We start from the raw sequence: 17143 nt of genomic DNA on the forward strand, positions 1-17143 counted from the left end.
GATGATCGTCGGCTGAGCCGCGGCAGCTTTACGGCGCGAAGGCCAGAAGTCTGCAGCGCGTCTGACAAACTTTCGGAGATGGCAACAATCAAGCCGGACAAACTCCTGTCGCGCTGGTCAGTGATCGTGCTCACGAGCGGCTTCGGTGTACTAGCGGGGCTTATGTCTACCGTCGCGTGGAGGTGGATGGATCCGCCTAGTTTCAGTACGTTCGATGCAGGGATCGCGATCTATTCCACCGGGCGTCTACAGGATCCCTGGGTACCGTCCCTCACTACTGTGGGCGGCTTCTTCTGTGTTGTCGGCGCCGTGCTAGGGGCATTGGTCGGAGCTGTTCTCGCATGGTGGGGATGGAGCATCTCTCGCGACAAGGACACGGGTCCTGGCGCACTCATGGTGCTGTTTGCTGTTCTCGGATTGGTGCTCGGCTTGCTTGCTGCCGTCGCGATACTTGCCCTGCCCTTTGGATTTCCGGCGAGCTTCCTTCCCGAGAGTCTGACCGAAATCTCCTCCGTCCAGTTCCGAACAGCAGATGTGATCTGGTGGCTTCTACCGCTCGTGAGTGCAGCGATAGGGGCTGGAGTAGCTGGACTGGTTGCCCTCAGCGGGTGGAAACTTCGCCACCAAAAATGACTCCACGGGCCGGCCGCACCGGTGGACGATGCCCGACCGGACATATCGGAGCTTCGTAGATGTCACAGACTGTGTTGATGCAGATGTCCTTCTTCGATGCCCTCGATAGGCTCGTCTCCTCGGCCGAGATGCGGATAGATCGACCGAAAGGAACTGCCCACCCGAGGTATCCCTCCGTGATTTACCCGCTGGACTATGGCTATCTGATTGACACCACAGCAGTCGACGGCGAAGGCGTCGACCTGTTCCGTGGTACCAACTCGACCACCGGCATCACCGCGGTCGCGCTCACAGTTGACACGATGAAACGCGACGTTGAGGTCAAAATACTGGTGAACTGCACGCCCACCGAGATCGACCGAGTCGCCGAGTTCCTCACCGGCAGTCTTCGTCTCGGTGCCACGATCGTCCACCGGTAGTTCCCGCCGATCAGGGCTCAACCAAGCACCCCTGAGCGGCTCGAATCGGTGTCCGTCGATGCGTGAGTGCATCAGATTGCGGGCAGCTCGTCGATCAACCTATCCAGCAGTTCTGTGTCGTGGCGGGCCGGGCGCGGCGGCCGCATCGCGACCTCGACCCCAGTCGGGAAACCGCGGAGGACGCGGCCCGGGGCGAGTCGATCCAGGGCGCCGTACCATTCGGCCAGCGGTTCGGCGAGAGCGGCGTGTAGGTCGAAATGACGGCGCCGTCGAGTGGGGTCCGCAGCTCGTTGCCGCACTAGCTGCTGCGGACCGGGGATCGACAACAGCACCACATCGGCGAATCCGACCCGACGCTGAGCGAACATGCGCCGGACCGCGGCGAGTTCGTGCTCGAATCGCGTGACCGGTGCCGCACCCACTGCAGCCAGGCACCAGCTGTAATGCAGTTTCAGCGGATCGCTGTCGCACACCGCCATCCCGGTGGCGTTCTCCAATGCCAGCGCCTGTGTCCACCGCTGTGCGTTGACCTGCGCCCAATAGGTCGCCTGCTCGACCGGATCGGACCCATCCGGTTCCTGGCCTGTCGGGCTGTATTCGGCGACGAACGGGCCACCGGTGGCCCGGCACCACGTCGTTTTACCGGCGGCACTGGGCCCTTCGACGACGACAATCACCTGCAAACCCTACACATTCCAGGGCCTCGCGATCATTGAGCTGCACCGTCCAAGTGCACGCCCCGATGAAGCTTCCCGTGACTAAGCAACTCCGCGGACAAAGTATCGTTCCTCGGCATGGATTCTTGGGCGGCGTACGACGCGATGGGGCAGGACTTCGCAGATCATGCAGCTGGTGGGGCGGCCAACGCGCACTATGACCGGCCCGCGATGCTCGCCGCTCTAGGGAACGTCGCAGACCAAGACGTTCTGGATGCGGCGTGCGGCCCAGGTCTCTACCTCCAGGAGTTGATCGAGGGTGGAGCTCGGGTGCGGGGATTCGATGGCAGCGAGGAAATGATCCGGCTCGCCCGGCAACGCGTGGGCGAGGGTGTGGAGATCCGGCAGGCCAGCCTCGACCAGCCGTTGCCGTATGACGACGGATCATTCGACAGCGTCCTGTGTGCCCTGGCGATTCACTACGCCGCTGATCGTCGCGCAACATTCCGCGAGTTCTTTCGAGTGCTGCGGCCGGGTGGTCGGTGTGTGATCTCGACGCAGCACGCCACGACGGATTGGCTGCGTAAGGGCGGTTCGTATTTCGATGTGGTGCTAGAAGCAGACATCTGGCGCGTCGGTGGGCGCGAGCAGGAAGTTCAGTATTGGCGCGAACCGCTCAGCGAACTATGCGCGGCAGCCACTGATGCCGGCTTCGTGATCCGCCAGGTCATCGAGCCTCGCCCCGCGGAGAGTATGCGTCAGGCGTGGCCGGAGGATTACGTCCAGCTGATGCAGCGTCCCGGATTCTTAATGCTCGATCTTCTCCGGTTGTCTGAGGTGGGCTGACCTGGCTGAGTCGGTGTCGGTCCGTGCTCGTCCCGGAAAGGGATCCCCTGTTGGAACGTCGAATCGGGGGTCGCGGTAGACAATGGTCAGGTGAGCTTTGAACTGTGCAAAGAGTCCTCTGCCGCGGATTGGCTAATCAAGCAGGGTCTTCCGTGGTATCGACTAGCGGGGCGAGGTCCGCTCGGATTTCCGAAGTATGCGCGGGTGAGGTTCATACCCGATCCGAGTTTCCCCGGCCAGAAGACGAACGAGGTCGAGTTCGACCAGAAGGAACTGACCGAGAAAGAGCAGGTCGGCGTCGCACTGGACCTCCTGTCGCAATACACAACTACACCGAATGAGTGCTACTTCTGCATGTGGGACGGATGGGAAGATACTGCCATCCACGTCGCGCCCAACTTCGTGATCCCTAACCGCGACTATTGGCTGTTCCGCGGCACACTCGCGGACTATGCAGACTGGAACAGCAGTGACCCTGCGCGGTGGCCGTACGGTTCCTCACCTGACCCCGCATTCATTTGGCCAGCAGATCGCGCCTGGTGCGTGACCAACGATGTCGATCCGCACTTCGCAACCATCGGCGCCGACGTGGAAGCAATAGATCAGATCGTGGCCGACCAACGAATCGACGCCATGCTCGACGACCCAGAGCAGGAGCCACCGTACTGGGGCTAGTCACGGCACCGCGGCGCTGCGCTACGGCGAGATGTTGGTAACCCGCGCTGCGTGGTTTCGGGCCCGCCACCGTTTGAGGATCCGCTTTCGGGACGAGCGCCTGACCCTTCCGGTGCGCGCTGGGCGTCGATCTCGTCCCGGTGCAGGTTCCCCAACCGGGAGTCCCAAGGCATGCGACGATCGCAGTGCTCGATCGAAACCGCCTGAGGACTTGGCGACACGAAGGAGTTGACGTGCAAAACCCAGAGGTCACGAGCCGTCTCGCCGCATTGGACGCAGTTCTGTGGGCGATAGACAACCGTCACGAGCTGGATGACCTCGCTCTTGCATCAGCGAACGAGGCGGAGCTAGTCGCTGAACTACAGCGCCTCCATGGTTTCACTGACGAACAGTGTGGCTTCGTCGTCACCTCGTCTGCCAGAGTTCTGACTCAGCAGTATCGGAACAAGATCGCGGCGGAGCGCGAAGAAGCGCTGAAAGACCTGCGCGACTAGGGAGACTCCATCTTGCTGTGACAGTTCCATTACGTCACCAGGAGTCGATCGCTGATGGAGATGCATCCAGGAAGCTGGGGTGACACGGGCTTGTCACGCTGCGTCAACTTGGGGCGATACGTAGACCATGAGGGTGAGAAAAGCCGCGATAGGTGCCAGCGCTCTTGTCGCGATCGCAACCGCGACCTGCGCCTGCTCGCCCGGCGATGACACCGAACCGCGCGAACCGGCCATCATCGTCCAATCCACCCAGTTCGCACCGCCGCCGGCGCCGATCACCGATCTCGTCCCCACCGCCGAGCAACTGACCGCCCTGTACAACGCCACCACCAACTACTCCATACGCGAGGAGGACCGTGCGCGACTCTTGGAGGGCCCCAGCGACCAGACGACCTTGCGAATCGCGCGGGCCTGGGGTGCGCAACCCTCATCCCAATACATCCAGTTCACCACCGTGGAACCCGTCGGCCCAGACATGATCAACACGACTGGGCAGGGCCGCGTCGAAGGCATGGAGCCGTACCCAGTGGGACCAATCCCTTTCGTGCGTTCCAACGCCGCTTCACTGCCCGACAACGGTGTCGAAACTCGCAGCCCACTCTAGCCGTCAAGTTGCTCTCGTCTGAGATTTCTGTGTGTGCTGAAAGGCGCCGGCCGGTAGGCGGGAAGGGTGATCGCGTCCCACCAACTCGGGCTGCTAGACGACAACGCTGCCGGGATGCCGACAGGATGCCGTTTACTAAGTTGGACCACCAGTCGTGATTCCCAATTGATGGAGCTGGGATGTCGAAGACAGATGCCGTGTACGTCATAGATGGCCGCCTCGTTCATTCACTTACGGACTTCTACACGATCGTGGGTGAAGCAGTATCGGGGCCCGGGGGATACTTTGGTCGCAGTCTAGATGCGTTCTCCGACTGCTTAATCGGTGGATACGGCACACCCGCGGATGGAAGATTCCGCTTCGTCTGGCAATACAGCGGTGAGTCACGCTCCGCACTCGGGTACGCAGAAACTGTGCGCCAGCTGGAGGACCAGCTCGAACACTGCCATCCCGATCACAAGTCGAAGATGCACGAACAACTGGAACGTGCGATTGCCGCGGAGGGTCCGACGGTCTTCGACTGGCTCGTTGACATATTCCAAGTCCGCGAGGTCGAACTCGAACTTCAGTAGGGCACCCAACTCAGTGCAGCTTGACAGATGTCGGATGGGAGAGTGAACAACGAATGGAAGCTGTCCCGCGCCTACGTCTGCGGCATTTTGACCGTTCTCGCCGACCTCCCAGATCCAAGTCCAAGTACCCAGAGCGCATATCAGTGCGAGTGAGAGTCCGGAAACAGCGATAGCGCTCCCCTCACCGGGACGAGATCGGCGCCCAGCACGTGCCCGCAGCGGTTGGCGCTCGTCCCGGCTGTGGATCCCTCACCGGTTGGCGATCTGGCGCTACCGTGCGCGCTGTGTGACAGCCTTGAGAGATGCCGATGCCGAGTTGGTTGGATCAGCCCGCGAATAGTCAGTACAAGCGGCAGTTGCGGGCGCTTGGGGCCGCAACACCACACTGGTGGCCGGGCGAGATGATCGTCGATGTAGTTGGTGGTGACCTCGAATGCGGGGCTGTTATCAGCCACCTTCCCGTTTCAGGTCATACGTATCTTGCGCGCTTGCCAAGAGATCAGGACCCGCCGGAGGGTGTTGCCGCCACCCTGGCAGAAATACAACGCGGGCACTACCAGCACGAATGGTCAGACGGCGAGTGGCGGTGGATGCTTCTCACGCGCGAGGCCCTCACCGCTGAGGATCTCGAGCGCATCAAGTCGTCGTTCTGATTGCGCACATCGACGGGTAACCGGTGATGGATCGCTCAGTGAGCAACTGCGACCGTGATCGCGCGGTTGTCGGTTGATGTGTCGACTGTGACCTCGGGTGTGCTGCTTCGGGTTCCGACGAAGGATTGCGTCACAGTGCCGCTGCTCGAGTAAGTGAGAACCTCGACCACTGCCGCTGCGTCGCCGTCGGGGGTGAGGCGCATCGGCAGTCCGGGGCCGTCTCCGGCTTTATTGGAGTCCACGGAGGTCAGATCGATCTGCAGAATGCACGAACCCAAAATCGGCACGGCGCCATCCGTTCCTCGAAGAAACGGCGTCTGGACGAAGCGGACTGACCAGCCCATCGACCCGTCGCCCCCGAGGCTGAAGGTAACGGTCTCACCGTCCAAGGTCGGTTCGAGATCGACCGAATCCAGCCTGGGTCGAGCCGGACCGGGCAAAAGTTCGCCAGGTTGCACCGGCACCAACCCGGTACGAACCGGCGGAGGATTGCCGACGAGGAGTTGCCCGGAGAACGACTCGAACTGCTGACACTGCCCATCCCGTGTCGTCTCAACGGCGGCGGTGCTCGGGGGGTTCTCGGCCGGCCCTCCGCCACATGCGGTCGATAGGGTCAGAACCGGAAGACAAAGGGCGAGGGCTGCCACGCTTACGTTGTTTCGCCTGGCTGCAAGCATGTTGCAATCCTTCGTGGTCGGCGTTCGCAAGGGATATCGCTCACCAGGTCTATCGTCAGAGAATTTCGTTCCGTTCCACCAGGACCCTTATCCCCATGGGTGAGGCCTGTTGCCGTTAGCGGAACGTTCACCGGCACGAGATGTGCGCCGCGGCGCATGTTTGGCAGCGGACGACCCTCGTCCCGCAGGGGGATCCACTATCGGTGACCGTCTATCGCTCCAGTCCGGGCGGTCGGCCACCCCCGTCCATTCCGTGGGCGATTCCTTCGCCCGGTCGCTCAAGTGGCACGGATACTGACTGAGTGGAGCGGGACGAGGCGATCGCGACGAATCGGATACAGCGCGGTACTCCGGTGGCCTATAGGGGGCAGGACACCGACCGCGACATTCTCAATCCGGCGTCGCAACCTGCCCTGCTATTTCATGGACATCCAGGACGAATCACCGACCCGACGCTGCAACACGTCCAGGTGGATTGGGTGGGTCTTGAGGATGAGCCAGCGAGCTTCGCCGTCGGATTCTGCCCGACCACCGTCGACGGTGGATGGGCCGGCCCTACGGTGCCGGGGTTGGCAGAGATTTCGGAGGACGAGTTCAGGGTGCGGAAGCAACGAATTGAGAGCGGCCAGCGCCCTCTGCCGTGACCCGCTCTAGCGGTGTCCGGTCATGGATCCCGTTCCGGGACGAGCGTCGCCGGCAGCCGGACATGCGCTCGGCGCCGTTCTCGTCCCGCTGGTGGTTCCTCAATCGGAGTCTCGGAACCTGGCGATATGATCAACCCGTGCTCAATCGTGTGATGGAGTTATGACACAACGTCCGCTGACGGTGCCGATTGTGCTCAAGTCCGACGTGCTGCCTTACACCGCGCCGTTCCACCTGGATAGCCAGATCGGGGTCCACCTGTCCTGGACACCCACGCTGGGACGGTGGTGGCGCAATCTTGCGGAGGGATGGCACCTCACCATGCCGATTCGGTTGCACTCGGAAATCTCAGCCGGTGCCCGCGATACGTACATCACGCAGGGCGGGACACCTGTTGCCGTTGACGTGGTGGCGGAGCTGGCGGGCGTTAACGTTGCGACGAATGTTGATCTGCCGCTGCCAGCCTCGCGTCGTATCGAGCTTTCCGGAGCTCTCAATGTATTGGAACCTGAGGATCGGACCGACGGCCGACGTATCCAGGCTCGCGTGCTTCCGACCATTGGCAGGGTGGACCGCATCCGGATGATTTCCGTCGCGACTGGAATTCCTGCCGACGCTCCCGACGGGTGGATTGCGAGCCAGTATCTACCGGGAACTGCGCGCGAGTACGAACTCCGCCGCAGTCCAACGGGCGTGTACACCTATCCAACGGCTGAAGGTTACGACGGGGATTACCGCGAAGAGCTCCTCGTTGTCGATCTAACGTGCGCGGGATGAGCCGCCGCCCGATACTCCGTGGCGGGATCCCTCAGAGACTCACGGACCAGGGTCTTGCCCTACCGCTCGATGTGCTGACATAGCTCGCCAATGGCGGCAACCGTGGCGTCGGTATGGGTATCGATCCAAACCGGACCATCGTCGCGCTTGCGCGGCTGCAGCATGCGTTGTCCCTGTGAGGGCCACTGCACGAAGTCGTAGCCAGCGAGGTCTGACTGAACGGTATCTGCCACCCAGACCGCGGCCTCAGTGAACGGAGCATCCATCGACAAGCCGTCGCAGCGGCTGAATCCACTGATGCCGTGTACGCCCTGCCAGCCGATGGTGACGGCGTAGTTGCCGTTAACGGCAAGCTCCCACACCAATCCGCCCAACCGCACGTCGCGCCCGTACCGCAGGCACCGCAGATCGCGGGCGACGGCTTCGAGTGCACGCACCCATACCTGCGGCGCCTCGACGTCGTGATCAGACCCGATCGCCGGGCCTCCGTCGAACAAGCCGAAGTGCCACACCAAACTGTCCTGATTCCACAAGTCCTGGATCGGCATAACGCCATCTTCGCGCGTCCGAGCTCCCCGCCCGTGTCATTAGCCTGATTGCCCGTCTCAACGCTGTTACCTCGGTGATGAAGCGGGGTGTCGTGCGCACCATCCAGCTCTGCATTACCGACCGCTGGTCGGACAGGGATCCGTAGCCGGGATCACCAGCGACCTTCTCGCTTGAGTTGAGACTGCTGTGTCCGGCCGTCGTGACAGGATCACGGGCATGGAGGAGCGCACCCTGCCGGTCAGCGAAACACAGATGACCGTGGCGATGGACTACGGCCAGTTCTGTCTCGACGGCGGCCTCGGAGATCCGGACGTCGAACTCGCACTCCTGGAGCGAGCCCAGGCCGATCAACCCAGCGCCGGCAACGGGGCCATGCTGCTGGTGCTGTGCCCCCACCAGAACAACTTCCAGATGTCGGTAACCGTGCAGGTGTGGCAGTCACGACCACCCGCGGACCGGGATCAATGGCAACAGGTCAGCGAAGGGCGACTGGAAGTCGACGACCGCGGGGTGCTGACCTTGTCATCACCGACGACCGACCCGGTGGACGTCACGGTTCCAGCCGGCCGGTACACCGTGGAAATCTCCGGCCGAGGATTCGTCAACTACGGGTGGCCGGGATCGACGACACCCGGCGACGTGTGGCGGATCCGGCTGTGGCCGTACGACGGGATCACGAAGTCCGCGGCTCAGATGTGGGACATGCCCGGTTTCGGCGTACCGGAGAACATGCCAGCCCCGGTACCCGCAGGCGAGGAGGAGCCAGCTCACGGCAGCTCGTCGGCCACGGGCACGACGACCGCCACCGCGACAACCCGGACCACGGCGATCGACTTCGCGGCTCATCCCGAACTGCAAAAGGTCCTGGCTTTACGCGATTTCGACGACTGTGCACCGGACGTCGCAGCCGCGATTGTGGCGATGAACCCGCAGACACAACGGCGACTGGCGCAATGGGCCGCGATCCGCGCATTTGAGTTCGCCGGACTCGCCGACTGCCCCTGGGTCACACCGGCACTGGAGTCCTTGCGTAACGGTGATCCACTCCCGGCACCGTTCGACGATCCGCAGTCCGCGTCCACCCGCCTCGCGGCGGAAAATCTACCGCCCCAGGGTAAGGGCGGCCCCTACCGCTCGAGTGCGGCGCCGGGTGGGGAGAAGTCACCGACAGGGAAGATGTTCGACCACGGGCCGATTCACCGCCCGTATTACGCGATGCCGGCGCTGTTCAGCGCGGCAGACCCACGGCCGATCGTCGCCGCCTTTCAGGCGTTGTCGCACGCCTGCGCCACCTACGCCGAGCATGTGGACACACTGCTTGGCGCGACCCGCACCGAGTTCGGCATCCCCGGATAGACACCGAGGGCCGGAAAATCCAGGTCATCGCCCGAAACTTATCGGCGTCCGCGCCGCGCGAGTACGCGGACGCGGCCGGGATCCGAGCGCCGGGCAAGGGCGAGCGTGGCGAGGATGGCGGTGACGGTCGCGACGACGATACCGAGGGGCAGCGGCGAGTCGACGGTGACCACTGGTCCCGACTCGGAGGTCGGGTAGCCGTTCGACCACCCGTAGTCGGCGACGGCCAGTGGCGCCGAGACCGCGAAGAACGTCATGGTCAACGGCAACATCGCGGCGCTGACCAGAATCGGTGGATCCGCGGGGGTGGTCGACAGGACGGACGCGACGGACAACCCCAGCGCACCGGGTAACACCAGCGTGTACGCCGTGATCGTCACGGCGCCGAAGATGCCACCGTCCGGAAGCAGCCCGGTGGCCGTGACCAGGACGAGGAGAACCATCCCCACCGCCGCCATCGGATACTCCCACCCGAGCATCACCCCGGCGACCAACGCGATGGCACCGGCCAGGACCCACCACCACGCGTCTGCGGCGTAGTGCACGTATCCGACCGATACGGCGGCCGCGGCCAACCCCACCAACAGCACGCGCCCCTCGAGGGCGGGCAGCAACCATGTCCCTGCAAGGGTCGCCGCGACGGCGAGCCCGACCGCGACAGTCCACGACAGCGGACCGGACTCGGTCGTTCCCAGCACGGCATAGAGCGGCAGGAACGCCACTGGCAGAACAACACCTACGATCGCCGGCCGAATCCCGGCACCAGACTCGGGGGGATGGGTGATGAGCGCAATCCCGCCGAGAACGATCACGGCGACGGCCAGGATGCGCAACGGCACGGTCGCCGGAACGTAGAACGGATCGCCGGGCAAGGTGACCGACCAGCGTTGCGCCGGAACCCGCCACAAGCGGGCCACGGTGAAGAACACGGTCGCCGCCAGCACCCCGATAGCCAGCGCAATCAGTGGTGCCCGCCGCCCCGCAGCCGAGTATGCCGCCGCACTGAGCATCAGGCCGGCACCTACCGCGTTCAGGGTCAGGGCCGGTTCGGTCGCCACCGCCACAACAGCGGGCAGGCCGATCGCTGCGGCGCCCACGAGCGCGGTTGCCGCTGCCCCGATCCCGGAACGCAACCGCAGCAGCACCGTCAGCACGACGACGGCAACGACTGCTGCGACGGTTCCGGCCCACTGCGGTGTGACCAGCACCCCGCTCAGGCCGTCCTTCGTGGCGATGGTGTGGTCGAGTACCTCCGATTCGCGGAGAGCGAAGGCAGCAAGCACGCCGCCGATCATGGCGGCAAGGACTGGGCCATACCGGTCAACGAGATTCACCGGCCGACCGTAACCCGCGACATCGTCAGAACCCGGAACGTCGGAATGGTGGCGCCGTTCCGATCAGCGATCCACTTGTAAAACGCACCGGCAGCGCATGCGAAACGCAAACTCCGACATCCGTTTGAACAGCTTCTGCCGGTGCTTCGAAATGACGCCGTACGGTTGCTGACATGACTACTGCGCCTCCGTCGTGGATCGAACTGATGGGTCGACACGCGGCGAGCACGCTGCTCTACCTGTCGGGTTCACTGACCTACCGGTACGTGTCCCGTACGGGGACCGTTGAAGACGGCGCCTGGGAATTCCTGCATGGACCGGGCGATCGCTGGCGAATCGAGAAGGCCGGCCAGCCCATACTGATCCGCAAAGGCGACGTAGCGTTCAGTTGGCGCGACGACGAGATGCACCGCCAAAAAGCGCAGATTCACCTGCACATCCTCAAGCCCATCAGCCCGACCCTGTTTGTCGGCCCCGACTCATTCTTGTCGCCGAACACCCTCAGTAAGAAGGTTGCCCCCACAGGACCGGTCACCGAAACCGCAGTCGGCGGCCGCCGTGCGTGGTCGCTGCGCATGAGTGATCCGTCGACCGCTGACACGATGGAATTCGCGATCGACGACGTGACCGGTCTCCTGCTGCGCGTCAGGTCCAGCAATGGCAAGCTCACCGCAGAGGTCATTGACGTTGAGATCTATGAGCACCTGCCGGACACCACGTTCGACTGGGACGGTGAGATCGCTCCACAGTCAGAGAACGAACGACACCGGCACCCTGATCACCTGCGAAAAGTGCATTTTCTGGCACAGGAGATCGCACCCAGGTACTGGCCCACCGGGGTCGACGTCCAACCCGTTGTCGGTGATCCACACACCGGTGAAGTCGTCGCCTCGCTCACCGTCGAAGGTCACCCGACCCTGGCTCGGTGGCCCCGGCAGGCTCAGCCCACCCTGATCGCTCCTGAATTAGCCCGCCGGTACCGCCACAGCGTCGAGTGGTCGGACGACCACTGGCAGTGGCGTCTCATGACCGCGACGCCCATTACACAAGGTGACCTGGAGCAGATTCGTAACTCCATCCAGGGATGACGGATTGATGGGTCAACGTTCAGGGTGTGCGGGCTGACTCACATCGCCGACCGAAAGCCGAACGTCCGCCGGTGCGGCCGGCGCCGGCGGACGTTCGAGAGTGCGGAAATCACTGGGTACTGGAATCTGAGTAACCGTCGTGGTGAGATCGGTGGGCGCGTTTGATCGCTCGGTATACCGTCGACCGGCCCACCGAGAACAAGTCGGCCAGTTCAGCGGTCGAGTACTCGCCTGACGCGTGAAGCTCGACCAGGTGCCGTTCCTGGCGTGGGTTGAGCTTCGGCTTCTTACCCTTCAGGTGTCCCTTCGCCTTCGCGATCCGCATCCCCTCCCTCGTTCGTGCCCGAATCAGGTCGCCCTCGATTATGTGGACAACTTCCGGAAGTCAAGCGCCTCGAAGGAATGCCAGTACCCCTTCAGTGGAGGATCCTCACCGATGCGTTTTCAGTGCTGCCGTTCCTCGCCGAGGTCGGACAGGAGTGCCTTGATGCGGTCGGCGGTGCGTTGGTGCCGTTCGACCTCGTGGTCCCATCCCCGTTCGACGGCGTCGCCGATTAGGGTTTGTTCGGTGGTCAGCCGCTGGCGAAGCCGGGGCGCGTAGTCGCTGGTTGTCAGGAATTTTGAGCAAGTCAACACGAGATCGCATTCGCACGGTCCTTCCTGCGGCAGGCGCAGGCAGTGGCCGAGTTCGAGTTCGGTCTTGAGGAAGTTCGTCTGCAGCCAGGACACCGCCTGCGGGTCGAGGCGGTGCTCGCGCAGCGCCTGTGCGGCCGGCCCGGCGAGCGTGACACCGTCAAGGTGCCGATCCAGGGCCGCCTGATACTGCTGTTTGACGGTCGGGTCCGACAGGGACGCGTAGATCAGTGACATGTGCGGCGTGCGGTGGCCGAGGACCGCCATGATCGTTTGGAGCCGTGCGCCGCCCTCGGCGAGTTGGGTGCCGATGGTGTGCCGGAATCGGTGCGCGCTGATCGTGGGGCGCCCCTGGGAGTCGAGCAGTCCTGCGGTGGTGCAGGCTGTCTTGAGGGCGAGGTCGAACAGGAAACCCTTGGACAGCAGCTTGCCGCGCACGGTGAACACGTGCTCGACGGACCGGCCGACGCTAGGGTCGAACCGGCCGCGGGCTCTCCTGGTTCGGGCCAGTTCGATCAGCGGCCGCAACGCGGCCGCGGCGTCTGGGTGCAGCGGAATCATGCGTTCGGTGTAGCCCTTGCCAACCGGGATCCGCAGCCGCGGATGCCCGTCCGGGTAGGCGTCGAGGCAGTCGATCGCCAGGCGGCGTATCTCGTCGCGGCGGGCCCCGGACCAACGGGCGATGATCAACGCGGCCCGTTGATACTGGTCGGGCAACTGGTCGATTGCGGACATCAACGCGGTGAGCTCGTGATCGGGGATGAACCGCGGCACCGTCCGAGCAATCTTGGGGATGTCGCCGCGGGTGAACAAGACCCGTCCTGGCACGTCGTCCCAGCCCCAGGCGGCGGTCTCGTTGACGAATCGGGCGAGCAGGGTGACGATCGAGCGCCGGGTCGTAAGCGCCAGCGGCATCCCGGTGTGTTCACTCGTCTGCTCGCCGAGCCAGCGCAGGAACTCCTCGGCGTGCTTGCGGTCCAGTTGGTCGAAGCTGGTGATCTCTGGATGCGCTTCACGCAGCCACAGCACCAGGCGCCGCAACGCATCCCGGAAGTGCCGGACCGACTGCTCCCGGCCGAGGTTGGCGTCCAAATGCAGCCGTAGGTAACGCTCGATGACCGCCGTCATCTTCGGGGGTGTGCCGGCCGGAGCGAGGCGTGAGGTCCACGACCCGGCGTCGACCCTGCCCGGGGGCGCGGCATCGACCTGCCCGATCGTGAACAGCAGTAGATGCGCCCCGTTGATCCGGGCCGTTGCCGATCGTCGGAATGTCTCGGCTGGATCTGTAGAAGGCCGCTTTCCTCGGGAACGACTATAGAACTCTCGCACCGGTTCGACCCAGAGACGATCCGCGAACGAGTCGGCTGCGCAGCGCAACTCACAGACATCGGCCATCGTAAGCGCAGTCATGTCGGGGTTACCGCGATGCAGCAGCATCCTGCCGAACGACCATTTCAGGGCCGTCAGCGCGCCCTGCGTCGAGTACCCGAGCTGAACGAGCCGGCTCACGTACCGCTCGAAAGTGTCCGGGTCGATTCCCAATCCGGCGGTGCGTGCGGAGGCGGTGAACGGGCTCGCGAACGTTCGGGCGAATAGTAGGTCGTAGTCGAGCCGGATGCCGTGCACGAGCGACAGGTACGACAGGTAGGGCATGATCACGCTCGCCCCTCCGTGTGGATTCCGCCCTGGCACCGGATTCTCGGTGTCGAACATGCGCTTCGACAGAGGGGCGGCGAACCAATCGGCCAGCGAGGGCCACAGCTCGACGAAATCGTCATAGGCATACAGTCGCGAATACTTCTGGTTGGTGGGCACGTGTCGCCACAACCACTCGCGGTAGGTGGCGCGGCCGACGTGTTCGCTCGGTACCGGGCTCTCGACCGATCCGTCACCTGTGAGCCTCAGCGGTAATGTCACCATCGCCGTCCGAGCGCCGCGTCATATTCGCGGACCACCTGATCGTCGGACACCCGGGTGTAAATCCGGATCGATTCCGGCGACGCATGACCCAAACGGCGTTGCAAGGCAAGCTCTCTCATTCCCGACTCCCACATCGCCGTCGCGTGTGTGTGCCGCAACGCGTGGGGTGTCTTGTCCGGGCTCCGGATCCCCAACCGGTCCAGGCGACGGGCGAATCCTCGCGCCATCGCCTGATAACTGAGCGGTTCCCCGCGGTTCGTGCCGGTGCCGCCGATCAGGAACACGAACGGGCTGGTGGCGTCAAGGGGCCGCTCGTGCAGCACATACCGACTCACCGCCTCCAACGTGCGCGACTCGTGCAGGTCGACCACCCGCTCCCGTCGCGCCTTTGCGCGAGCACCGCGCGGATGGTCGTCGCGCTTGCGGATCGCGACCCTCCGCCGACCGTAAGCGATGTCGTCGAGCTGCAGGCACAGCACCTCACCCGGGCGTAGGCCGCCGTCGAGCATCAACAGGAAGATCGCCAGATCCCGCAACGAGGACATGCTCGCCAACAACGCCTCGATGTCATCACCGCTCAGCGGTCGCGGCAGCCGGATCGGCAGCCGAACCCGGACCGCCCGGCGCACCGGTCGTTGCCGACTCGCCGCACCCACGAACGGCTGGTGCCGATCCGGGACCCGTGCGAGAGCGGCGTCCTCGCGCTTCTGCATCGGATTATCTGAGGTCGTGTACAACTCGGCGGCGATCGCCCACTCGAAGAAACTCGACGTCGCGGCCAGAATCCGGGACACCGTTGCCGGAGACAGCAGCCGTCCCTCGGCGGTCGCGACCGCCAACCCGAGCCGCTGAGCCGGGCCGCGGCTGGGAATCCTGCGAAGGTACCCCAGGAACTCCAGCGCCGTCGACGGGCGGAACTCGGTCCAGCCCATGCTGTGCTGGTCGAGGAACATGAACAGCCGTCGCAGGTCGTAGCCATACGAAGACAGGGTGTTCGGGCTGTAACCGGAATCCTGCAGATGCGCCAGAAACCGGGTCACCGGGACAATCTCGCGCCCGGAGTCGTCCAGCAGGATCACCCGTCGGACAATGCCGCCATCCACATCCTTGACCACCCGCATACCGGCCTCCCTGTGCCGGTACTCAGTGCATCAGGCTGCAACTCCCAGATCAGGGAGGTGAGCGTCCCGGCGTGTCCAGATAACAGAGAACTCGGCGACCATCGCCAGGACGTTGAACAACAGGCGACCGACCGGGTCGGTCGGATCGTGCAATGAGGCACCGATCTGCAGGCACGCGTGCCGAGCCGTGAGCTCGTCGACGATGTCCCGAGCATCGGGCAACGAACGAGCCAGGCGATCCAACTTGGTCACCACGAGAGTGTCGGTGTTCCGGCACGCTGCAAGGGCGTTCTGCAGACCGGGCCGCTGACGATTGGTACCGGTCAAGCCGTGATCAACGTAGATCCGTTCCGGTGACACCCCGAGCCCAAGCAGCGCGTGCTGCTGTGCGGTCAGGTCTTGCTGATCGGTGGACACTCGTGCATACCCGATGTACATCGCTGATTCCCATCTCTCGAACGCGCAACGCCGGCGGCGTGGTGCTTGGGACTCAACGGTCAAATAACACGACGTGGGCGACTAGACCCGCTCCCGATGAGCTAGTGCCGTAGTGCATGGCCGTTGGCGCATCCCGTTCCGGGACGAGCGTCGCCGGCAGCCGGACATGCGCTCGGCGCCGATCTCGTCCCGCTGGTGGTTCCGCTTGCGGACGGGTCGGGCTCGGCAATCGGCGGTTATTGCCCGTACGGGCGTGGCGGTAAGGGATTTATATGGTCGCTGTCCCAGGTGACCTTGCGGGAGCTGCTGGTGTCGATCACTTCCAAATCGGGGTGTGCTGGCAGTGCCAGGGCGCACGCAGTGGACGAGCCGATGTAGGTCGACATGAGGTCGATGTCGGAGGCGACGAACCATGCCCGATCTTGGGGCCACCACAGATTCGGCCCCCACCCGCCCAAGGTGCGTACGGCATCGCGCACGGTGCCGTGCAGCAGGTAGTTGTCTCGGAATGGGATGTGGACGCGCGGACCGGGATGGGGAAGGTTCATGCCGTGACCGGCGCGGCCTTCCCAGAAGCCGAACCAGCAATCATCCGGAGTGGTGGTGTGTTGCACGAGAGCATCGGCCAGGGCGGCGAACTGCTCTTCCGGCATGTCCCCTTCGTCGGGTTCTTGATTCCAGACGATTCCGCTGCCGTCACCCACACCGTGATGCACGCCGGCCTGCAGCAACGAGCCCCACTCGACAGTCTGGTGGATCACGCCGCCGGTATGAACGGCAACTTCGGCCCATCGCACCGGGACTCGCTCGCCGGTGTCGGGGTCGATCCGGGCGGCGGGATGCAGTACGCGCGAATACAGGGTAAAGATTGGCGGCACCAGGGACCCGACCGTGTACTCGAACCGCGGCAATGTCTGCGCGATCCAGTCGCCGTGCGAGGTGTCCTCGAGAACGTCGTCGACCCGCCACACCAACGATTCAGAGTTCGGATCGACATGTCGATTCATGTGCTGAGGATCGCCTGGGCCGGGAATGCCGTCGTTCACAAATCCGACA

At 63.9% G+C, this 17143-nt stretch carries 19 protein-coding genes and 2 pseudogenes; 12 read left to right on the plus strand and 9 right to left on the minus strand.

Going from position 1 to position 17143, the window contains the following annotated elements; all coding sequences use genetic code 11:
- The first annotated feature begins 78 nt into the window (after positions 1 to 78).
- On the plus strand, positions 79 to 633 hold the full coding sequence (locus tag CBI38_RS29455) for a hypothetical protein (protein WP_109334520.1): 555 nt from the start codon (positions 79 to 81) through the stop codon (positions 631 to 633).
- 59 nt (positions 634 to 692) lie between these two features.
- A complete protein-coding gene (locus CBI38_RS29460) occupies positions 693 to 1052 on the plus strand; it encodes an inorganic pyrophosphatase (protein WP_109334522.1) in 360 nt (119 codons plus the stop codon).
- A gap of 71 nt (positions 1053 to 1123) precedes the next feature.
- On the opposite strand, the gene CBI38_RS29465 is transcribed toward CBI38_RS29460, so the two are convergent.
- Positions 1124 to 1729 carry a hypothetical protein gene (locus CBI38_RS29465; RefSeq protein ID WP_204164846.1) on the minus strand — a complete coding sequence of 202 codons (606 nt, stop codon included), beginning with the start codon at positions 1727 to 1729 and terminating at the stop codon, positions 1124 to 1126.
- A gap of 117 nt (positions 1730 to 1846) precedes the next feature.
- On the opposite strand from CBI38_RS29465, the gene CBI38_RS29470 reads away from it, so the two are divergent.
- From CBI38_RS29470 to CBI38_RS29495, 6 genes are all read left to right on the plus strand, one after another.
- The gene (locus tag CBI38_RS29470; RefSeq protein ID WP_109334526.1) at positions 1847 to 2554 is read left to right on the plus strand and encodes a class I SAM-dependent methyltransferase; all 708 of its coding nucleotides are present in this window, start codon (positions 1847 to 1849) and stop codon (positions 2552 to 2554) included.
- 204 nt (positions 2555 to 2758) lie between these two features.
- Positions 2759 to 3229, plus strand: coding sequence for a hypothetical protein (locus CBI38_RS29475; protein WP_230990005.1), 471 nt, complete (start codon positions 2759 to 2761; stop codon positions 3227 to 3229).
- A gap of 233 nt (positions 3230 to 3462) precedes the next feature.
- Complete coding sequence (locus CBI38_RS29480) at positions 3463 to 3723, plus strand: hypothetical protein (protein WP_109334530.1); 261 nt, start codon at positions 3463 to 3465, stop codon at positions 3721 to 3723.
- A gap of 127 nt (positions 3724 to 3850) precedes the next feature.
- A complete protein-coding gene (locus CBI38_RS29485) occupies positions 3851 to 4327 on the plus strand; it encodes an MTB12 C-terminal domain-containing protein (RefSeq protein WP_109334532.1) in 477 nt (158 codons plus the stop codon).
- A gap of 179 nt (positions 4328 to 4506) precedes the next feature.
- Complete coding sequence (locus CBI38_RS29490) at positions 4507 to 4899, plus strand: barstar family protein (RefSeq protein ID WP_109334534.1); 393 nt, start codon at positions 4507 to 4509, stop codon at positions 4897 to 4899.
- Positions 4900 to 5201: 302 nt separating this feature from the next.
- Positions 5202 to 5552 carry a hypothetical protein gene (locus CBI38_RS29495; RefSeq protein WP_109334536.1) on the plus strand — a complete coding sequence of 117 codons (351 nt, stop codon included), beginning with the start codon at positions 5202 to 5204 and terminating at the stop codon, positions 5550 to 5552.
- A gap of 35 nt (positions 5553 to 5587) precedes the next feature.
- On the opposite strand, the gene CBI38_RS40675 is transcribed toward CBI38_RS29495, so the two are convergent.
- Positions 5588 to 6229: an AMIN-like domain-containing (lipo)protein gene (locus CBI38_RS40675; protein WP_109334537.1), complete on the minus strand. Its 642-nt coding sequence runs from the start codon at positions 6227 to 6229 to the stop codon at positions 5588 to 5590.
- Positions 6230 to 6531: 302 nt separating this feature from the next.
- Between CBI38_RS40675 and CBI38_RS29505 the strand changes: the two genes are divergently transcribed.
- Both CBI38_RS29505 and CBI38_RS29510 read left to right on the plus strand, forming a co-directional pair.
- Positions 6532 to 6873, plus strand: coding sequence for a hypothetical protein (locus tag CBI38_RS29505; RefSeq protein WP_109334538.1), 342 nt, complete (start codon positions 6532 to 6534; stop codon positions 6871 to 6873).
- A gap of 160 nt (positions 6874 to 7033) precedes the next feature.
- Positions 7034 to 7648: a hypothetical protein gene (locus CBI38_RS29510; RefSeq protein WP_109334540.1), complete on the plus strand. Its 615-nt coding sequence runs from the start codon at positions 7034 to 7036 to the stop codon at positions 7646 to 7648.
- Between the two features lie 59 nt (positions 7649 to 7707).
- Here the strand turns inward: CBI38_RS29510 and CBI38_RS29515 are convergent, their stop codons facing one another.
- Positions 7708 to 8160 (minus strand): hypothetical protein, encoded by a 453-nt coding sequence (locus CBI38_RS29515; RefSeq protein ID WP_335743607.1) that lies wholly within the window; start codon positions 8158 to 8160, stop codon positions 7708 to 7710.
- 253 nt (positions 8161 to 8413) lie between these two features.
- On the opposite strand from CBI38_RS29515, the gene CBI38_RS39435 reads away from it, so the two are divergent.
- Positions 8414 to 9553 (plus strand): hypothetical protein, encoded by a 1140-nt coding sequence (locus tag CBI38_RS39435; protein ID WP_230990007.1) that lies wholly within the window; start codon positions 8414 to 8416, stop codon positions 9551 to 9553.
- Positions 9554 to 9591: 38 nt separating this feature from the next.
- Here the strand turns inward: CBI38_RS39435 and CBI38_RS39440 are convergent, their stop codons facing one another.
- Positions 9592 to 10887, minus strand: a complete 1296-nt coding sequence (locus tag CBI38_RS39440; RefSeq protein WP_230990008.1) for a hypothetical protein — start codon at positions 10885 to 10887, stop codon at positions 9592 to 9594.
- A 173-nt stretch (positions 10888 to 11060) separates the two neighbouring features.
- Between CBI38_RS39440 and CBI38_RS29530 the strand changes: the two genes are divergently transcribed.
- Positions 11061 to 11975, plus strand: coding sequence for a hypothetical protein (locus CBI38_RS29530; RefSeq protein WP_109334544.1), 915 nt, complete (start codon positions 11061 to 11063; stop codon positions 11973 to 11975).
- Between the two features lie 109 nt (positions 11976 to 12084).
- Here CBI38_RS29530 and CBI38_RS29535 read toward each other — a convergent pair.
- The 5 genes and pseudogenes from CBI38_RS29535 to CBI38_RS29555 all read right to left on the minus strand — a co-directional run.
- Positions 12085 to 12336 (minus strand): annotated as a pseudogene (locus CBI38_RS29535) (helix-turn-helix domain-containing protein); the annotation flags it as partial.
- An 83-nt stretch (positions 12337 to 12419) separates the two neighbouring features.
- Positions 12420 to 14528 carry a tyrosine-type recombinase/integrase gene (locus CBI38_RS29540; protein ID WP_230990009.1) on the minus strand — a complete coding sequence of 703 codons (2109 nt, stop codon included), beginning with the start codon at positions 14526 to 14528 and terminating at the stop codon, positions 12420 to 12422.
- Positions 14522 to 15649: a tyrosine-type recombinase/integrase gene (locus CBI38_RS29545; protein WP_109334546.1), complete on the minus strand. Its 1128-nt coding sequence runs from the start codon at positions 15647 to 15649 to the stop codon at positions 14522 to 14524. The genes CBI38_RS29540 and CBI38_RS29545 overlap by 7 nt, the downstream gene beginning before the upstream one ends.
- A gap of 87 nt (positions 15650 to 15736) precedes the next feature.
- Positions 15737 to 16087, minus strand: a pseudogene (locus tag CBI38_RS29550) (recombinase family protein); the annotation flags it as partial.
- A gap of 236 nt (positions 16088 to 16323) precedes the next feature.
- On the minus strand, positions 16324 to 17094 hold the full coding sequence (locus CBI38_RS29555; RefSeq protein ID WP_109334548.1) for a hypothetical protein: 771 nt from the start codon (positions 17092 to 17094) through the stop codon (positions 16324 to 16326).
- Between the last annotated feature and the right edge of the window lie 49 nt (positions 17095 to 17143).

The organism is Rhodococcus oxybenzonivorans, from assembly GCF_003130705.1.
Classification (GTDB): Bacteria; Actinomycetota; Actinomycetes; order Mycobacteriales; family Mycobacteriaceae; genus Rhodococcus_F; species Rhodococcus_F oxybenzonivorans.

Excerpts from the sequence above, each read along its gene's own strand:
- CBI38_RS29455 (WP_109334520.1), top strand. The coding sequence starts at position 79 with ATGGCAACAATCAAGCCGGACAAACTCCTGTCGCGCTGGTCAGTGATC.
- CBI38_RS29460 (WP_109334522.1), top strand. The coding sequence starts at position 693 with ATGTCACAGACTGTGTTGATGCAGATGTCCTTCTTCGATGCCCTCGAT.
- CBI38_RS29470 (WP_109334526.1), top strand. The coding sequence starts at position 1,847 with ATGGATTCTTGGGCGGCGTACGACGCGATGGGGCAGGACTTCGCAGAT.
- CBI38_RS29485 (WP_109334532.1), top strand. The coding sequence starts at position 3,851 with ATGAGGGTGAGAAAAGCCGCGATAGGTGCCAGCGCTCTTGTCGCGATC.
- CBI38_RS29490 (WP_109334534.1), top strand. The coding sequence starts at position 4,507 with ATGTCGAAGACAGATGCCGTGTACGTCATAGATGGCCGCCTCGTTCAT.
- CBI38_RS29495 (WP_109334536.1), top strand. The coding sequence starts at position 5,202 with ATGCCGATGCCGAGTTGGTTGGATCAGCCCGCGAATAGTCAGTACAAG.
- CBI38_RS40675 (WP_109334537.1), bottom strand. The coding sequence starts at position 6,229 with ATGCTTGCAGCCAGGCGAAACAACGTAAGCGTGGCAGCCCTCGCCCTT.
- CBI38_RS29510 (WP_109334540.1), top strand. The coding sequence starts at position 7,034 with ATGACACAACGTCCGCTGACGGTGCCGATTGTGCTCAAGTCCGACGTG.
- CBI38_RS39435 (WP_230990007.1), top strand. The coding sequence starts at position 8,414 with ATGGAGGAGCGCACCCTGCCGGTCAGCGAAACACAGATGACCGTGGCG.
- CBI38_RS29530 (WP_109334544.1), top strand. The coding sequence starts at position 11,061 with ATGACTACTGCGCCTCCGTCGTGGATCGAACTGATGGGTCGACACGCG.
- CBI38_RS29540 (WP_230990009.1), bottom strand. The coding sequence starts at position 14,528 with ATGGTGACATTACCGCTGAGGCTCACAGGTGACGGATCGGTCGAGAGC.
- CBI38_RS29545 (WP_109334546.1), bottom strand. The coding sequence starts at position 15,649 with ATGCGGGTGGTCAAGGATGTGGATGGCGGCATTGTCCGACGGGTGATC.
- CBI38_RS29555 (WP_109334548.1), bottom strand. The coding sequence starts at position 17,094 with ATGAATCGACATGTCGATCCGAACTCTGAATCGTTGGTGTGGCGGGTC.